Here is an 18,315-nt window from a genome sequence, read left to right on the forward strand (position 1 = left end):
ACAAATCATTAATACCACAATAACACCATTGAAAAAGCCGGTTTATATGAACCGGCTTTTTTGTTATTATATATTTTGAATATGACGTACTATTGAAATGAATCTATCGCTGTGTTAAATGTAACGGACGGACGCATAGCTTTAGATGTCAATTCGTCGCTAGGGAAATAGTATCCGCCAATATCCTGCGGCTGACCTTGTGCACCGATCAGTTCTTCATTGATCTTAGCTTCATTTTCGGCTAGTGTATTCGCTAAATCACCAAATTTAGCAGCTAGTTCTGCATCTTTTGTTTGGGTCGCCAATGCTTCAGCCCAGTATAAGGTCAAATAAAAATGTGAACCCCTGTTATCAATTTGTCCCACTTTACGCGCTGGAGACTTATCGTTGGCAAGGAATTTTTCTGTTGCTACGTCTAAGGCATCTGCCAATATTTGCGCTTTGGCATTCTGCTGTGTTTGCGATAGATGTTCAAATGAAGCACCCAATGCCAAAAATTCGCCCAATGAATCCCAACGTAGGTAGCCTTCTGTTACAAATTGCTCTACGTGCTTCGGTGCAGATCCTCCTGCCCCTGTTTCAAAGAGACCGCCGCCATTCATTAATGGAACAATAGATAACATTTTTGCCGATGTTCCTAATTCTAGAATCGGGAACAAATCTGTTAAGTAATCCCGCAATACGTTCCCGGTTACGGAAATCGTATCCAAACCTTTACGAATACGTTCTACGGAGAATTTCGCCGCTTCTATCGGTGATAATATATGAATATCTAAACCTGTTGTATCAAAATCCGCCAGGTATTTATTTACTTTTTTAATGATTTCACGGTCATGTGCACGGTTTTCATCTAACCAGAATACCGCAGGTGTATCTGACAGACGCGCACGGTTTACCGCTAATTTTACCCAGTCTTGAATAGGCGCATCCTTTGTTTGGCACATGCGGAATATATCACCCTCTGCTACAACCTGTTCCATTAGCACATTCCCCGAAGTTTCCACGACCCGGATTGTTCCTTGGCCACCCGCTTGAAAAGTCTTATCATGCGAGCCATATTCCTCCGCTTTCTGGGCCATTAGGCCTACATTCGGTACCGAACCCATTGTTTTAGGATCATATGCACCATTCGCTTTACAGTCGTCAATTACAGCCGCATATACGCCCGCGTAGGAACGATCGGGAATGATAGCTATCGTATCTTGTTGTTTTCCTTCTTTATTCCACATCTGTCCAGATGTACGAATCATAGCAGGCATAGACGCATCAACGATAACATCAGAAGGCACGTGTAGATTTGTAATTCCTTTATCAGAATTGACCATAGCTAAATCAGGGCCCATGTCAATCGCTGTTTCAATAGCTGCTTTTACTTCCGCTTCTTGTGGTTGACCTGCGATTTTGCTATAAACTTCACCTAGTCCATTGTTTTTATTGATACCTAGGTTGGCAAATAAATCACCATATTTCGCAAATACGTCTTGGAAATATACTTCCACAATAGCACCGAATATGATTGGATCGGACACCTTCATCATCGTAGCTTTCAAATGAGCAGAGAGTAATACATCGGCAGCGCGAGCTTCTTCCATCGTTTTTGCAACAAAGTCTTTTAATTTTGCTACATTCATTACCGATGAGTCAATAACCTCGCCGGCTTTTAGATTGGCTAAACCCTTCAATTCCTTTACATTTCCGTCCTCACTTACAAATTCAATTTTGAATTGTGTATCGCTATGTACTGTAACCGATTTTTCTGTTGCATAAAAATCACCGTCAGACATGGACGCTACTTTTGTTTTGCTATCTGCCGACCAAGCACCCATACTATGTGGATTTGCTTTCGCATAATTCTTTACCGCCTTCGGAGCTCTACGATCAGAGTTTCCTTCCCGTAATACTGGATTCACCGCTGAACCTAAAACCTTTGCATAAGTTACTTTAATTTCTTCTTCTTCTGCGTTAACAGGAGTATCTGGATAATTAGGTATATTATATCCTGCTTTCTGAAGTTCTGCAACAGCTCCCTTTAATTGGGGGATAGAAGCAGAAATGTTTGGCAACTTAATGATATTTGCCTCAGGCGAGGTAGCTAGTTGGCCCAATTCGGCTAATGCGTCAGACATTTTTTGTTCTGGCGACAGGTATTCGGAAAAGTTAGCTAATATACGTCCGGCTAATGAAATATCTCTTAACTCTACTTCGATGTCGGCCGTCTTCGCAAAGGCCTGAACAATGGGTAAAAACGAATAAGTTGCCAATAACGGCGCTTCATCTGTCTTTGTGTAAATGATTTTGGATGACATAATTTTCTATTCAATATTCTTAATATGCGATGAAAGATGCTAACGTATGCTTGTGGTACGTTTATCTTAAAAATTCGTCTAAAGATACAGATTTGAACGCAAAATTGAAAGCGTATATCACATGTGATTTTATAAATCCTTCGTTCTTGGCATTACCCCACCTCTTGCCTTTGACGCACGAAAATCAAGCGTCCTTTATATACCAAGTACTCTAATTGTACCGACGTCCATAACGGATCTAGAAATCCCTGATGTGCCGGAGAGAGATTGTTCTGGATTCTGTGCAACCCACCCGCTAACCTGATCCAACCGTCTAATATGGTGGTTTGTCCTCCTTGCCAGGTCCGGGTTAAATACCATTCATTAGAAATGCCCCTATAAACTTGCACTTGCACAGAGGGATGGTGTTTATCCATTAATGCCCGTATCCTAGATAAGTTAATCAATACATGTATCCCCATCATCAGCAGCACAACACCGTTAAATATAATGAACATCAATCCATACGTGTCCCATCCTCCCCCTATCTTACGTTCAATAAGCCATTGGGTAATCAACAGTATTATCGAAACCACCAAACCCAACCAGCCAAAGAATTTCAATCCCCCCCATTGTGATTGCGAAATCACACGCCAATCCTCTATACCAACGGCTCTAGTTGTGGTTTCGCTATCGAGCGCTGGATAAATAGCTCCCGCGATAAGTTTGCCGGGCAAAATATACAGCTTAACTGCTTGGCCTGATGTGGTGATAACGTCTTTGATATACGTATTCTGGAAGGCCGTAAAACCAGAAAAAATTAATGTGCCATCAACATAGGATCCATCTATTATGTATCGTACACGTTTGTCTCCCAAGCACTGAATCCCGTCCAACGTACCACTCAACACTGAAAAATCCCCGCGCTCGAGACTGTTATCCAGCACTCGCTTCTTGTTACGGTGATAGATGGCGAAGTAACCCGATATACAAAAAAAAACGAACCAGATCATATTCAGGAAGAGCTGCACAACAATATGTTCTTCTATTAAAACCCATACCACCAAGAGCATGATGATAAAAAGTAAACATGTTGCAACCATAAGGGTGTAAAAAAATCGTTGATGGTAGCCTCGTCGTTCTTCTATCGTGATACGGATCATCGGAGGTAATGTTGATAATGACTTCGTAATCATATATGGTCCCTGTTTTTCAAGATTATCTTAAACAAAAATCAATCTCTTTCACGTTTTTACAAATCCCTAAAAACCGGTATTTTACCAGATAAGTATGAGGTGCAACTTGTTTTCGTAAAAGATGATAGATCTCACAAAACCTCTATCACCGTTCCGTCTTCCAACGGATGTGATACGCAGATTAGACATCGTCCATTTTCCACTTCCCTATCCGTTAGCACCTCGTTGTAATCCATACGTACACTGCCCGCCGTACATTGGGATATGCAGGTGCTACACATGCCGGATTTGCAGGAATACGGCAATTTGATTTTATGCTCCAATCCTACATCTAAAACCGTTTTGTTGTATGGAATAGTTAAATTGTATTCCTCTCCCTGGAAACGAAGTTTGATATCATAAGGAGTCATATCCACAGGTTCCTCTTCCTTTTCATCATCATCTTCCTCTTCTTCGGGGAAATGAAATGTTTCCTTCTTTATGTGTTTATCAGGAAATCCCATGCCCAATAAGGTAAACCGTACTAAATCCATATAGAACACCGGGCCACAAGTAAAAAACCACACATTATCATGCTCCGGCATTTGTTCCTGCACAATACGAATAAGATACTCCCTATTTAGTCGTGCAAGCAGAAGGTTTTTTGAACTGGAAAATATCCACACGATTTCCAACCGGTTGGCATACCGATTTTGCCATTCCAGCAATTCCTCGTAAAAAACCGTACGCTCAATCGATCTATTACTGTACACAAGGACAACTTTTGTTCTATCTTCTGCAACCAGTGCCGTCTTCAAAATAGAATAAAGTGGCGTTATTCCGACGCCAGCGGCAAAAAGAAACAACGTGCGTTCGCGTCCCCTTTGAGGTTCATAATAGAACAACCCTTGCGGTTCCAATACATCAATAATATCACCTACCCTTGTTTGATGATGTAATAAGCGGGAAATCTCTCCATTATCCACTCTCTTTACCGTGATGGCAAGCGGTTCGTCCATGTGGGGTGAGCTGCTAAAAGAATAAGATCTCCTCACCTCTCTTTCTCCAAACGTAAAAGAGAGAGTTAAAAATTGTCCTGCCTTGGGTTTTGGATAAATGCCGGATAGGTCTTTAAATATTAATGTAATGGTATCATTGGGTTGATATATAATATTAGAAATCTCAAATTTATACATGTTATAAAAGTAGCTTAATTATTGAAATTAGGCAAATAGATAGCTTCTATAGGATATAAAAAATCCCGACAATAGCTTGCCGGGATTATATATTATCAATACGTAAATAGGCTTAAAGCTTACGTTTAACTTCTACTTGCTCATAGGCTTCCACAATATCACCTACTTCTATATCATTGAAACGGTCTATATTCAAACCACATTCATATCCTTGCGATACTTCCTTGACATCATCTTTGAAGCGTTTCAGTGAGGCAAGTTTACCCGTGTGTATAACCACACCATCACGAATCACACGGATATCATTGTTACGGTTGATTTTACCTTCACGGACCATACATCCGGCAATTGTACCCACTTTAGATATCTTGAATGTCTCCCGAATTTCAACCTCTGCGACAATTTTTTCTTCGAATTTCGGTGCCAACATACCTTCCATCGCAGACTTCAATTCGTCGATGGCGTCATAGATAATAGAATACAAACGAATATCAATTTGCTCGTTTTCCGCTATTTTCTTCGCTCCTTGTGTTGGGCGCACTTGGAAACCAATGATAATGGCATCTGAAGCAGATGCTAAAAGCACATCAGACTCCGAAATTGCACCCACTGATTTATGGATAATATTGACCTGGATTTCATCAGTAGACAGTTTCAATAGGGAGTCAGACAATGCCTCAATCGAACCATCCACATCACCTTTGACGATAACATTCAGTTCTTTAAAGTTGCCGATAGCTAAACGACGACCGATTTCATCCAATGTAATGTGCTTCGTAGCACGCATACCCTGCTCTCGCTGTAATTGCAGACGTTTATTTGCTACTTGGCGCGCTTCCGATTCACTTTCCATCACATAGAGCTTATCTCCCGCTGTAGGAGCGCCAGACATACCTAATATCTGCACCGGTACAGATGGTCCTGCTTCCTTCACGCGTTCACCACGTTCATTCGTCAGGGCTTTAACTTTACCTGAATGCGAACCCGCAAGAATAGGGTCTCCGATACGTAAAGTACCAGCTTGTATCAATACTGTCGTAACGATACCTCTACCTTTATCCAACGCAGATTCAATCACAGAACCAACAGCCCGCTTTTTAGGGTCAGCTTTTAGTTCCAGCATTTCTGATTCCAAAACAACCTTCTCTAATAATAAGTCGACGTTCTCTCCCGTCTTTGCAGATATTTCCTGGGCTTGATATTTTCCTCCCCAATCTTCTACCAAAATGTTCATGCCCGACAATTGTTCGCGTATTCTATCTGCATTAGCGCCCGGCTTGTCTACTTTGGTAAAGGCAAAAACAATCGGAACTCCCGCCGCTTGTGCGTGGTTGATAGCCTCTTTCGTTTGTGGCATCACAGCATCATCCGCTGCAATAACGATAATAACAATATCCGTCACTTTCGCTCCACGTGCACGCATCGCCGTAAAAGCTTCGTGTCCCGGCGTATCCAAGAACGTAATTTTACGTTCATCTTCCAACTTCACGGCGTACGCCCCGATATGCTGTGTAATCCCCCCTGCTTCGCCTTTCGTTACATTCGCCTTACGAATATAATCCAACAAGGATGTCTTACCATGGTCGACGTGTCCCATTACCGTTACAATAGGTGCACGAGGGATTAAGTCTGCCTCATTGTCCGGTTCTTCTAGTTCGGTAACTTCTTCATCTTCCGGCTTAATAAATTCTACTTGATAACCAAACTCTTCAGCAACAATAGTTAAGGTTTCTGCATCCAAACGTTGATTGATGGATACAAACATTCCTAAACTCATACAGGTCGAAATGACTTGTGTTACCTGCACATCCATCAAATTCGCCAACTCGTTTGCTGTCACAAATTCCGTAACGCGTAAGATTTTGGATTGTGCTGCTTCCTCCATTGCCGCCTCTTCCGCAGAAAGGGCTATATCGTCACGCTTCTGCCGACGTAATTTGGCACGCTGTGCAAATTTGCCTGATTTACCAGCACCACTTAGGCGAGCTAACGTAGCTTTAATTTGGTCTTGGATTTCTTTTTCCGAAGGCTCCTCTTTCGGTGCTTCTTGATGACGTCCTTTTCCGCGATGGTCATGACGTCCTTTTCCATGTGCATGCTGTTGGCTTCCTTGCCCTTGCTTATACCCTCCAGTCTGTTGTCCGCCTCCTTTGTTGAAGCCGCCACCTCCACTACGATTAGCATTAGCATTACCTTCGTTCGTTCCTTTTTGCCCCGTTACCGCATTTGGATTGACCGGTGTGTTCTTATTCGAACGTTTGCGTTTCCGCTTGTTGTCATTACTATGTGAAGGTCCCGAGGATGAAGCGACGGGTTTACGTTCCACAGGAAGTTGAATCTTACCAACTACTTTAGGTCCGCTTAATGTTTCAGAACGTCCACGTATCACATCTTTAAGAGGTTCTGCGGATACAGCAGGTTTTTGTTCTTCTTTTACCGGAGGTTTAATTTCTTCAGTTTCTTTATTCATATTAGGCGCGGGTTCTGCTTTTATTTCTTGTTTTTGCTCCTCTTTCGGCTGCAGATCCTCCTTATCCTCTTTTTTAGGTTTAATTTCCTGCTTAGGTATTTCAGCTTTCGGCTGCTCCACTACAGGTTTAATTTCCTCTTTCTTCACCTCCTGTTCAACAGGTTTGGTTTCCGGTTCCACAGTCTTAGAAGATGGCTCTTGGATCACTGCCTCTTTTTCGGATTCTCTCTTAGGTTTGCCCCGTTTAAGGCTATCTAAATCAATCTTTCCAACGACTTTTAACGGACTAGAGCTTTCCTCTTTGACTGCAGGCTCTTCCTGAACAGGCGGTGTAGGTTCCGATGCAGGAATTGAGCCGGTATCCTTAATTAGAACTTCTTTATCTTTAGACGTTGTATTGTCTTCGTCTTGAATATCTTCTCCAGATTCCGTAGGATTCGCTCCACCTGTTCCAGCAGCTGACTCGTCACGACGAATTTTACCGATAACAATTTGTTTCGCTTCGTCTTTTACGATTTTGTCTCCTTGAAATTCTTTTAGAAGGACAGTATACATATCTGGAGACAACTTAGTACTAGGTTTTGATTCCACATCAAAGCCTTTTTTTACTAAGAAGTCAACAGCCGTACCTATCCCAATGTTAAGTTCTTTTGCTGCCTTTAGCAAGTTTATGCTTTTTCCTTCTGTCATCTATTATTTACCTTCTATAATTTTAATGCTACAAAAATATGTTTTTTTACACTGAAAAAACAATTTCCGCTCAATTGTTTTTTCAGTGTACGGATACGGCGAAACCCTTATTCAAATTCGGCTTCGAGGATACGAAGAATCTCTTGTATAGTATCCTCCTCCAAGTCAGTGCGTCTCACCAACTCTGCTTCTGTCAATGACAAAACTGATTTTGCCGTATCAAGGCCAACGCGTTTCAATTCATCGATAATCCAGCTATCGATTTCATCTGCAAATTCTTCGATGTCCACATCCTCTTCCACTTCGTCATTTTCTCTGTACACATCGATTTCATAACCTGTCAATTTACCGGCAAGTTTGATATTATGTCCGCCTCTACCAATCGCCAGAGACACCTGATCTGGTTTAAGGTAGACAGCCGCTGTCTTATTCTCATCATCAATTTTAATCGAAGAGATACGAGCAGGGCTCAATGCACGTGTGATATATAAAATGTTATTTGATGTGTAATTTATTACATCGATATTTTCATTGCGCAGTTCCCTCACAATACCGTGTATACGGGAACCTTTCATACCCACACAAGCACCGACAGGATCTATACGGTCATCATAAGATTCCACCGCAACTTTGGCTCTTTCTCCCGGTTCACGAACAATCTTCTTAATCGTGATGAGCCCGTCAAAAATTTCAGGCACTTCCAATTCAAACAAACGTTGCAAAAATTCTGGAGCTGTACGCGAAATAATAATTTTCGGATTACTGTTCATCATATCAACCTTTAACACTACCGCACGGATACTGTCGCCTTTTTTGAAATAGTCCGCCGGAATCTGTTCAGTTTTCGGCATGATCAATTCATTCCCATCTTCATCCAATACCAAAATTTCTTTCTTCCATATCTGATAGACCTCACCTATTACCAATTCCCCTTCACGATCCTTATATTTCTTGAAGACTTCATCCTTTTCCAATTCCAATATTTTCGAAACCAACGTCTGACGTGCAGCCAAAATAGCTCTCCTACCAAAGCTTTCCAACGTAATTTGTTCAATATATTCGTCACCAACCTCCAAATCGGGGTCATATTGGTGTACATCTGACAATTCGATTTCCAAATCATCATCTTCAGAAAATCCGTCTTCCATGACTACGCGTGTTCTCCAAATCTCTAAATCCCCATTATCCGGGTTCACAATTACATCCACGTTCTCATCTGTTCCAAAACGCTTGCGTATCATGCTGCGGAACACCTCTTCCAATACTGTAATAACGGTTGGACGATCGATATTTTTAAATTCCTTGAACTCTTGGAAAGAGTCGATCAAATTGATATTGCTGCTCATTTTTTATTTAAATGAAATTAACACCTTTGTTTCTGTTATATTATCCAATGGAATTTCAGCTTCCTCTGTGGTTGCTTTCTTTCCTTTTTCTTTCTTTACTTCTTCTATCACAATGCTTTTATCGTTCACTGCAATCAGTTTTCCTTCTCTCTTCTCTCCTTCCACCCCTTTTATCCGAATACTTCGTCCGATATTTTTTTGATATTGCCGATTCAATAACAGTGGAGTATCAATACCAGGCGAAGAAACCTCTAAACGGTAAGCACGGTCAATTGCATCCTCCTCTTCCAAATGGAAACCTACGTGACGGCTAATTTGGACACAATCCTCAATCGCAATTCCATTATCGCCATCCATCAATATCTCCAGAAGACCACTGTTGTGCATCTTAATCCGCACAATAAATAGGTCTGTCCGATCAGCTATCTTTTCTTCTACCAGTTCGTGTACTCTTTCCTCTATTTGCATACCCTATTTCGATAAGTGAATTAAAAAAGGGGGCATACCATGCCCCCTCTTATTCAGATTTCACAAAGATACAATTATTATTTCAAACAAACAAATGAGATTATTTGTTATCTACTACCGATTTAATTGTTTTTTGCATCTGTGCCATCATCGAGGTCAATGTTTCCATCGTAGGTTCAGGACTCGGCTCAGGGAGCTCCGTACTAATAAACGCTTTGGCTTTCCAAAGCTCGATAATATCTTCTGTATTTACCCAATACGGTTCATACGTTTTATTATCAGAGACAAGCTTCAATCCTTTTTCCTCTTTAAACTTGTACGCCACGCGCTTGTATACCACGCCGTCTTCTTTGGAAACCACAACATAGGTTTGATTGGGCTTGATATCGTGCCAGTTTTCAATGTACTCTCCGATAATAATACTTCCCGATGGCAGTGGTAACATCGAATCACCTTTGATTTCGAATGCGCGGTATGTTCCCTGATTGAACATTGGAAGCGAAAATTTAGGCAATTCCGCGACATATTCAGGATCGCCATACCCGTTTAAGTAACCTGCACTGGCTTTAACAGGCACTAACTCAATGTTCTCGCGATCGCCGCCATCTACGGTTATACTTAATACCCGTAAATTGGATGCATTACTTTTGGGTTGCGGTCTCCACTTTTCGTCGATCACGTCATTCGCCAATTCATCCATTGTCAGATCATAGAATTGTGCTATTTTTCTTAGCAGTTCATATTTCGGTTCAGCCCGATCCTCCTCATAAGCGCCTACAGAAGCCCTTTTTATCTCCAGCGCATCAGCAAATTGCTGTTGCGTTAAGCCTTTTTTCTTTCTCAAAAACTTAAGATTCGATGCGATATTTGACATATTTTTCTTAAAAATTTTTATTTACTAATATAATTAGTATTATTGTGCCAATAAAATTAGTAATTAATATTTGGACAACCAAATTTATTAGTATATAAACATCAATAACATATGGAAACACATATTGTATATATTGTTACCGATAGTAACCGAGCATACTTGGAAGTTGGATATTGCAGTGATATGCCCGCTCGCCTACAGGAAATACACAACACGTCATCGATTTTGTTTAACGGTTCGCCTAAACTAAACAACGTCGTTTATATGGAGATATTCGATAGTAAAGAAAAGGCACTTTCTTACCATAGTACATTACGCCACTTTACTAGGATGCAACGGGAAAAACTTATTCGTCTTAAGAATCCTAATTGGCTTAATCTTAACATCTCTCCAGCTAATAGAAATAGGCTGGAGAGTGGTGTTTGGACTACCAACCGGGCATGAAGTTTAATCCAAACGTACCGAATTTTGTTCTCGACGAAACAAACGGTATCGCATAATAAGGTTCAAGAATCATCGCTCCAAATAAATTGACCCGCATGGATATACCCGCGCTAAATACCGGCACACGATAATTTCTATCGTATCCCATAACCTGTTGACCATTTTGATCGACTACAGGCGTACCATCTGGGTTGAATTGCGGTACAACGGGCTTTTTATCCAGATTGCTCACAATCTTATTGCCACTGTTCCATGCCAGCCCAGCATCGAAGAAAAGATTAAGATCAGAAAACAGTAATCCCGATTTTACGACCGCAAGCTGTTCCGGACCTGTAAACGGCAAGCGCACTTCAAAGTTACCCACCAGTACCCTGGACCCCATCAAGTCATCGAAAGAAATATTTCCAACACGGTCACGGCTTAAATTGTCGTAACCCCGCACAAAGAATGGATAACCGATGTAGTTTCCACGCAAGCGATTTTCATCGCCACCCGAGCGGATATAAGAATAAGCACGTGCAGCTATTGTTACCGGTTTAAAACGCATATAACGTCGTAAATCTACATTATAAGCGCGCATGTTGAGGTCACCGAAATATTGCCCGGCAGACAAGCGATAGCGGAATCCCTGTATCGGAGATGTTAAACCAAATATCGAATTATCCCCTACAAAAGCTGTACTCACCTGCTGCATAATGAGCGGATCGAGGCTGAATCCAAGCAAGTCCATTGCCTCCTCATTCGACAAGCGTTCACGATCGACGAAACCAAAACTAAAATAACTTTGTTGCCATTTTTCCACACTATAGCCATAACGAGCCAATGCTCCACCTATTTCGAACCGATGATGCCTGTTAAAAGGATAAGCCACGAAGGCATCGAATTGTGTTTCAAATTGACGGATAATATAATCACTAAGCACCAGTTCATCCCCTCTACCTAAATCGTCGACTTCATACATCCGAAATCCACTTCGATAAGGTATATGCGAGATCGAACCGCCCCAATTCCAACGGCTTCGCTGGTTTACATAAGCCACTTGTCCACCAAAATCCTGTACCTCTCCATTGATATTCAATGTAGAATAAATCTGGTTGTAACCAAGAATATCCGAGAAAATGCCGAAAATACCACCTGCCATTCCCGCTCCATAACGCGTACCAACAGTCATTCCCACTCCCGAATTCGCTAAGTAGTCTAGTTTAAATTTCGAACGATAGGGTACTGGCTGTATCATCGATTCATTAATACGTCGATAGGCATTGAAGTTCTGCAAATTTGTATTGACAACGTTGACACCACGATCTACATTCGGAGGTAACATTGCGGCTGTAAAATCGGGGGCACTTGCATCGATCACTTCCGGTTCAAATTCTGATGCATTCGCTTTATAGATACTGTATTGATTACCTTTAAAATAAGAGTACACAATGTCATCATTGTTGGATATACTCATCGCGGGCGAATACTCTGTGATACCACTGATGCCTGTAAAATAATCAGTGAGCCGCTCGACGACCATCCCTTTCAATGAATAGCGAAACATATTGCGGTAGCCGTCCCCATTGGACAAGAAATAAATGTGTGTTCCCTCTCCGGAAAAATGTGGGTTTAGATTGTTTGCTCCCGGAAAAATATCAATAACCGTCACTTCCTTCGTAGCAACATCAATTGTTGCCATCCCCATGGGAATATCAACAGAACGGGAAGCATTTTCCAACGACATTCTATCCGTGCTGAAAACGATAGTTTTCCCATCTGGTGAAAAACTTGGTTGGAAGTCCGAATACTTATCATTCGTTAATTGCTCCAATTCCTTTGTCTTGAAGTTATAGACATAAATATCACTCTGTCCTTCCTTCAGTCCTGAAAATGCAACGCGGTCACCATCGGGGGCAAAATTGACGTTCGTAAATTCCACAATATCGCCCATCGCTTCTATAGCTATGGTCTTTCCACTTTGCACATCGATCACCATCAATTTGTTTTTCCCCTCACTAAATACGCTGAATGCAAAATAGCGGCTATCGGCCGAAAAATCACCTGCTGATTCCAGGTAACTAAATTCGTCTATGTCGGCATTGGTCGTTCGACTTCCCAACTTGCGTATAATGTTACCTGTTTGTGCATCCGCCAGAAAAAGATCAATTCCAAACAGATCCTTTTCTGACATAAAGGCAACAAAACGACCATCCGGAGAGATGGCCGGCGCTACATTCATGCGGCCTGCGTTCTTTGGTGTAATTAAGGCCTGACCAATAGGTCGGGAAGTCGTGTCTTTATCCAATGCCTTAAAAGTAGACTCCATCGTGTTTCGCCATAAAGTCGACATGGTCTGTGCGTCATAACCAAAAACGCGACGTATGCCCATCTCGTAACCATATTTCGCTGTTTCCATAAACATCGGCATAATGACAGTATCCCCATAAGTAGCCCCGATAAACGCCAAAAATGCTTGCCCATAACGATAAGGAAAATAATTGTACGATTGTTCCGTCAGTTGTCTTAACGAGGGAATATCGTTACGGGCATAGGCATCCCGCATCCACATAGCCGTAAAGGCATCTTTCTTTCCAATAGACAGATACTCCGCCATTCCTTCCACCATCCATAAAGGAATATTCCCCACATTTTCTAACCGTGTCGTATCTCTTCCCTCCATCAACATACGGAATTGGAAAGCATGCACCATTTCGTGCCCTAATACGTGTCTCGTTTGATGGTTAATTTGCATGATCGGCATCACCACACGTTGCTTGAATGCTTCGGTCACCCCACCCGTACCAACAGAAATTTCACCAGATATGGCAGTTGTTTGTTGAAATTCCGGGTGATTGTTATAAATAATGAGCGGATTTTTTCGTAAGAAGGTATCTTGAAAGACTTGCTGATGCATATTGTACCATACTTCTGATTCCTTCGCCAGCCAAGTCATCATACTATCGTTTTTAAGATAGCTGTACATTTCAAAATGAGGTGTTTCCTTCACATCGAATTTCAGTTTCTTATAACGCATTTTATTTTGTCCGAAATATTGCGCCGAAGCAATATGCGGTACGAGCAATAACAGCATCATCGCTACTATTGCCTGCTTTATTCCCGTTAAGCATCCCTTAGCGTACATATCCTTATTTTTTATTTGCTTTTTAACCGTCCGATATGGAGATGAATATTTCATATGTAAATAATTTTTCTTTCAATGGCCATATGGAATACCCAGATTATTTTCATCGGTGTTGGTGTTTTCTATACGTGGGTATTTCATAATTAAAGATTAGTCTTTTCAAAAATACAAATTATCTTTCTATTTCGTTTATATCTGTCCTTTCTGACTCTTCTACTTCCGGCAATGTGAATAAGGTTTCTGTTTGTTCATCTTCTACATCCGATTCAACCGCTGTACTGTCACTTGGCACCTCCACTCGAATCCGTGGGCTCGGACAATTATATTTTTTCTTAATCTCTACCTTAGGATCTGGAAATTTTCCTTTTGTGACACCTAATTCCGGTTGTTGATATAACTCCTCCATAAATGCCGCGTAAATGGGCAAAGCCGTTTTAGATCCCTCTCCTGTTTGGGAGCTTTTAAACCGAATGCTTTGTTCATCACATCCAACCCAAACACCTGCAACTAAGTCTTTTGTCACCCCCATATACCATCCATCAACATAATCAGACGAAGTACCTGTTTTCCCGCCAACTTGATTTTCATTACCAAAAAGATCCCATTCCCACAACGCCTGCGAAGTTCCTTCTGGTTCTTCTATCGTACCACGCAGCATATAGGTCATTAACCACGCATTCTCGGGATCCACGACTTGTTTCTCTTTCGTTTGAAAAGATGTTATCAGTTTACCGTTATTATCATAAATCTTGGAAACAAGAATCGGTTCTACCCGTTTACCCTCATTCATGAAAGTCGCATAAGCATTCACCATTTCAAACACAGACACATCGTTTGAGCCAAGGCCTACTGATGGTACAGACTCCAAATGGCTTTCGATTCCACAACGATGTGCCGTTTCCACAATTTTATCCCACCCGACGTCTCTTGTTATCTGCGCTGTTATTGTATTTAAAGAACGAGCCATTGCCCAACGAAGCGACATGTTACGATAAGAAAAATTCCAGTCTGCGTTTTTAGGTTCCCAGACCTCTTTTTCTCCTTGTTTATTTACAAAATCTAACCGTACAGGTTTGTCTTCATATTTATCGCAAGGTTCCATACCATTTTCCAATGCTGTCAAATAAACAAAAGGCTTAAAAGTAGAGCCCGCTTGTCGCTTCGCTTGGTTTACATGGTCGAACTTATAATAACGATGGTTGATCCCCCCTACCCATACCTTAATCTCCCCCTTGTAAGGATCCATGGCCATCATCCCCGTATTCAGCATACTCACATAATGTTTCAACGAATCCATCGTAGACATTTCTACTTCCTTATCCCCATCCCACGTGAAAATTTTCATTTTCTTAGGTTCTCGCATGATCTGGAATACCTTTTCTTCGTCATTGTTAAATTGCTCCATCAACGACGCAAAAACTGGTAATTTCCTAACTTTATCCTCCAGAAATCCAGGAATTACAGCACCACTTTTGTCTCGCCACGGCTCTTCGTTTCGCCAAGTATTATCCAAACGTTCCTGCAATCCCTTCATCTGCTTAGCTACCGTTTCTTCGGCCAGTTGCTGCATACGGGAATCGATCGTGGTGTATATTTTTAAACCAGCCGTATAAATATCAATATCGTGCTCCTCACTCCATTTTTCAAGCCATTTTTCGACAGCCGCCCGCAGATAAGAATCATTTGCTCCACCTCTCTCCGGGTTATTAACATTCAAATTTAACGGTTCTTTGGAAAAAGAAATATATTGTTCCTCACTGATATATCCTTCCTTTTGCATCTGTCTCAAAACGACATTTCTGCGTTCTTTTGATTTATCCGGATTACGGATGGGATTGTAGAGCGTTGTGCCCTTTAACATGCCAATCAATACAGCCGCTTCTGTAGCAGATAACTGATTAGGTTGCTTATTGAAATATCGTAACGATGCAGATTTAATACCATAAGCATTATTGCTAAACGACACGGTATTTAAATACATGGTAATAATCTGTTCTTTTTCGTATTTGCTTTCCAGTTTATAGGCGGTCATCCACTCTTTAAATTTCGTCACTCCCATACGTACGCCGGGGATACGACCAAGCAGACCTTGGGATTGGTTGTATCGTGTTCGATAAAGGTTCTTAGCAAGTTGCTGTGTAATCGTACTCCCTCCTCGCGTATCTCCCCTCAATGTAGACACAACACTAGAAAACAGACCAATAAAATCCACGCCATTATGTTTGTAAAAACGAATGTCTTCGGTAGCGATAAGCGCATTTAATATATTTTCCGAAATACTGTCATAACCAACAGGGTCTCGATCCTCTTCAAAATATCGTCCTATTAAGACGGAATCCGCAGTATATAACTCCGACGAAATATGCAGTGTCGGCAGAACAATGTCTTTTTTAGTTGGGGAATATCCAAATAGCCATAAGAAGTTTAGCTGCACAGCACATAGCAATATAATAAGGCTATAGACCGCTATCAAAAAGTAACGGACGAATTTGTTTTTAACCCTTTTAAACATAACGGTAAATATGGAAATTGTTTTTCTAAAAAAAGCTATGCAAGGTAAAAAAACAGACGTTGGTTTTTGAAATTAACGTATTTTAACACTTGATGCATACACGTAAATTTCACAGCGGTAGCAAATTCTTCCTCAATAATTATACCTGTTTTAGATTAGCCCAACGCACTGCACTTTAGTTTTCTGATTTATTTAAGTATTTTTACCCGTGCAAAAGAAGCATAAAGCATGTTAAAGCAGACATTACAGCAAAAATTATTACAGAAACTTTCGCCGCAACAGATTCAATTTATAAAATTGTTGCAGGTACCTACCGTCTCTCTGGATGCCCGCATTAAGGAGGAATTGGAAGAAAATCCTGCTTTGGAGGATGGGAGTTTAACAAATATGACCGATCCCGTTGAGGAATACCCTGACCGGGATCCGGACGAGAATTTCGAAAACCAGGAAAACGATTTTGACGAAGAATTTAGTGTAGACGAATATATCCAAGAAGATGACTACAACGATTATTCAACCAATTATGGAAGCGATGATGATGAAGACCGAAAAGAGATCCCAATAGCTGTCCAAGATTCATTCTTTGAGTTATTACAAAATCAACTGGATTTACTTGCTTTATCAGATAAAGATTACCTCGTCGGACAACAGATCATTGGTAGCCTGGATGATGATGGCTATTTAAGGCGTCCGATTCTTTCGTTGATTGATGATCTTGCTTTTTCACAAAACGTGATTGCAGAAGAAGCAGAAGTAGAGGCTATATTGAAAGTGATTCAGGATTTCGAACCTGCAGGTATAGGAGCACGTGATTTACAAGAATGTTTACTTATACAATTACGTAAGAAAGATCAAAATAATTCCATTATTAATCAAGCCATTAGAGTTGTCGAAGATTACCTCGATGAATTTACAAAAAAACACTACGACAAGATAGAAAAACAATTAGGCGTAAATTCCGAGGAACTCAAGGACATTGTCAATGAAATTCTCAAATTAAATCCTAAACCCGGTGATTCTGGAGCCTCTGCAGGCAAACAGCTCCATATCATCCCGGATTTCCATATTATGAACAATGACGGCATACTCCATCTGACGCTCAACGGAAGAAATGCTCCGGAGCTCCGCGTGTCTCGAAGTTATCAAGAAATGTTCGCCCATTACGAAAAGGCGGAAAAAACGGATAGAAAAATGAAAGAGGCAGTACAGTTCGTCAAACAAAAACTGGATTCTGCTAAATGGTTTATAGACGCTATCAAGCAACGGCAACAAACCTTATTGAAGACCATGAATGCTATCATGGAATATCAATACGATTATTTTCTTACAGGAGACGAACGACTTCTTAAACCTATGATACTAAAGGATATAGCCGATAGAATTGAAATGGATATTTCAACTGTATCACGAGTTGCCAACTCCAAATATGTACAGACTGAATTTGGAACCTTCCTGTTAAAGTCTTTCTTTTCCGAAGCTATACAAACCGATTCGGGGGAAGAGGTTTCCAATAAAGAAGTAAAGAAAATATTAGAAGAATGCATTTCCAATGAGGATAAACGTAAGCCGCTTGCGGATGAAAAATTAACGGAAATCTTAAAAGAGAAAGGATATACCATTGCACGCCGAACCGTCGCCAAATATCGGGAGGCGATGAACATTCCAGTCGCAAGATTAAGAAAGGAGCTTTAAGCTCCTTTTTATTTTTAAAACCATTTTTTGCAACAATTT

11 protein-coding genes are annotated in these 18,315 nt (G+C 41.0%); 2 read left to right on the forward strand and 9 right to left on the reverse strand.

The window, feature by feature from the left end; all coding sequences use genetic code 11:
• Positions 1 to 89: 89 nt before the first annotated feature.
• From FXV77_RS08220 to FXV77_RS08250, 7 genes are all read right to left on the reverse strand, one after another.
• A complete protein-coding gene (locus tag FXV77_RS08220) occupies positions 90 to 2,306 on the reverse strand; it encodes an NADP-dependent isocitrate dehydrogenase (protein ID WP_148918744.1) in 2,217 nt (738 codons plus the stop codon).
• A 152-nt stretch (positions 2,307 to 2,458) separates the two neighbouring features.
• A complete protein-coding gene (locus FXV77_RS08225) occupies positions 2,459 to 3,481 on the reverse strand; it encodes a hypothetical protein (protein WP_148918745.1) in 1,023 nt (340 codons plus the stop codon).
• 131 nt (positions 3,482 to 3,612) lie between these two features.
• Complete coding sequence (locus FXV77_RS08230) at positions 3,613 to 4,656, reverse strand: ferredoxin--NADP reductase (protein WP_148918746.1); 1,044 nt, start codon at positions 4,654 to 4,656, stop codon at positions 3,613 to 3,615.
• Positions 4,657 to 4,768: 112 nt separating this feature from the next.
• The gene (gene infB, locus FXV77_RS08235; protein WP_148918747.1) at positions 4,769 to 7,816 is read right to left on the reverse strand and encodes a translation initiation factor IF-2; all 3,048 of its coding nucleotides are present in this window, start codon (positions 7,814 to 7,816) and stop codon (positions 4,769 to 4,771) included.
• A 107-nt stretch (positions 7,817 to 7,923) separates the two neighbouring features.
• Positions 7,924 to 9,162: a transcription termination factor NusA gene (gene nusA / locus FXV77_RS08240; protein WP_148918748.1), complete on the reverse strand. Its 1,239-nt coding sequence runs from the start codon at positions 9,160 to 9,162 to the stop codon at positions 7,924 to 7,926.
• Between the two features lie 3 nt (positions 9,163 to 9,165).
• Entirely contained in the window at positions 9,166 to 9,630 is a 465-nt protein-coding gene (gene rimP, locus FXV77_RS08245; RefSeq protein ID WP_148918749.1) for a ribosome assembly cofactor RimP, read from the reverse strand.
• A 100-nt stretch (positions 9,631 to 9,730) separates the two neighbouring features.
• Positions 9,731 to 10,504, reverse strand: coding sequence for an XRE family transcriptional regulator (locus FXV77_RS08250; RefSeq protein WP_148918750.1), 774 nt, complete (start codon positions 10,502 to 10,504; stop codon positions 9,731 to 9,733).
• A 111-nt stretch (positions 10,505 to 10,615) separates the two neighbouring features.
• Here FXV77_RS08250 and FXV77_RS08255 point away from each other — a divergent pair, with 111 nt between their 5' ends.
• The gene (locus FXV77_RS08255) at positions 10,616 to 10,948 is read left to right on the forward strand and encodes a GIY-YIG nuclease family protein (protein WP_148918751.1); all 333 of its coding nucleotides are present in this window, start codon (positions 10,616 to 10,618) and stop codon (positions 10,946 to 10,948) included.
• Here the strand turns inward: FXV77_RS08255 and FXV77_RS08260 are convergent.
• Positions 10,932 to 14,126 carry a DPP IV N-terminal domain-containing protein gene (locus FXV77_RS08260; RefSeq protein ID WP_246162361.1) on the reverse strand — a complete coding sequence of 1,065 codons (3,195 nt, stop codon included), beginning with the start codon at positions 14,124 to 14,126 and terminating at the stop codon, positions 10,932 to 10,934. The two genes, FXV77_RS08255 and FXV77_RS08260, sit on opposite strands and share 17 nt — an antisense overlap.
• Before the next feature lie 118 nt (positions 14,127 to 14,244).
• Positions 14,245 to 16,584 carry a transglycosylase domain-containing protein gene (locus tag FXV77_RS08265; protein WP_148918752.1) on the reverse strand — a complete coding sequence of 780 codons (2,340 nt, stop codon included), beginning with the start codon at positions 16,582 to 16,584 and terminating at the stop codon, positions 14,245 to 14,247.
• Positions 16,585 to 16,812: 228 nt separating this feature from the next.
• Here FXV77_RS08265 and rpoN point away from each other — a divergent pair, with 228 nt between their 5' ends.
• Positions 16,813 to 18,276, forward strand: coding sequence for an RNA polymerase factor sigma-54 (gene rpoN / locus FXV77_RS08270; protein WP_148918753.1), 1,464 nt, complete (start codon positions 16,813 to 16,815; stop codon positions 18,274 to 18,276).
• The last annotated feature ends 39 nt before the right edge of the window (positions 18,277 to 18,315 follow it).

This window comes from Sphingobacterium phlebotomi, from assembly GCF_008180195.1.
GTDB classification, from domain to species: Bacteria; Bacteroidota; Bacteroidia; order Sphingobacteriales; family Sphingobacteriaceae; genus Sphingobacterium; species Sphingobacterium phlebotomi.

What these genes read in the sequence shown, in the direction of transcription:
- FXV77_RS08230 (WP_148918746.1), bottom strand. Translation starts at nt 4,656, where the DNA reads ATGTATAAATTTGAGATTTCTAATATTATATATCAACCCAATGATACC.
- FXV77_RS08265 (WP_148918752.1), bottom strand. Translation starts at nt 16,584, where the DNA reads ATGTTTAAAAGGGTTAAAAACAAATTCGTCCGTTACTTTTTGATAGCG.
- FXV77_RS08225 (WP_148918745.1), bottom strand. Translation starts at nt 3,481, where the DNA reads ATGATTACGAAGTCATTATCAACATTACCTCCGATGATCCGTATCACG.
- FXV77_RS08250 (WP_148918750.1), bottom strand. Translation starts at nt 10,504, where the DNA reads ATGTCAAATATCGCATCGAATCTTAAGTTTTTGAGAAAGAAAAAAGGC.
- FXV77_RS08255 (WP_148918751.1), top strand. Translation starts at nt 10,616, where the DNA reads ATGGAAACACATATTGTATATATTGTTACCGATAGTAACCGAGCATAC.
- rimP (WP_148918749.1), bottom strand. Translation starts at nt 9,630, where the DNA reads ATGCAAATAGAGGAAAGAGTACACGAACTGGTAGAAGAAAAGATAGCT.
- nusA (WP_148918748.1), bottom strand. Translation starts at nt 9,162, where the DNA reads ATGAGCAGCAATATCAATTTGATCGACTCTTTCCAAGAGTTCAAGGAA.
- rpoN (WP_148918753.1), top strand. Translation starts at nt 16,813, where the DNA reads ATGTTAAAGCAGACATTACAGCAAAAATTATTACAGAAACTTTCGCCG.
- infB (WP_148918747.1), bottom strand. Translation starts at nt 7,816, where the DNA reads ATGACAGAAGGAAAAAGCATAAACTTGCTAAAGGCAGCAAAAGAACTT.
- FXV77_RS08260 (WP_246162361.1), bottom strand. Translation starts at nt 14,126, where the DNA reads ATGAAATATTCATCTCCATATCGGACGGTTAAAAAGCAAATAAAAAAT.
- FXV77_RS08220 (WP_148918744.1), bottom strand. Translation starts at nt 2,306, where the DNA reads ATGTCATCCAAAATCATTTACACAAAGACAGATGAAGCGCCGTTATTG.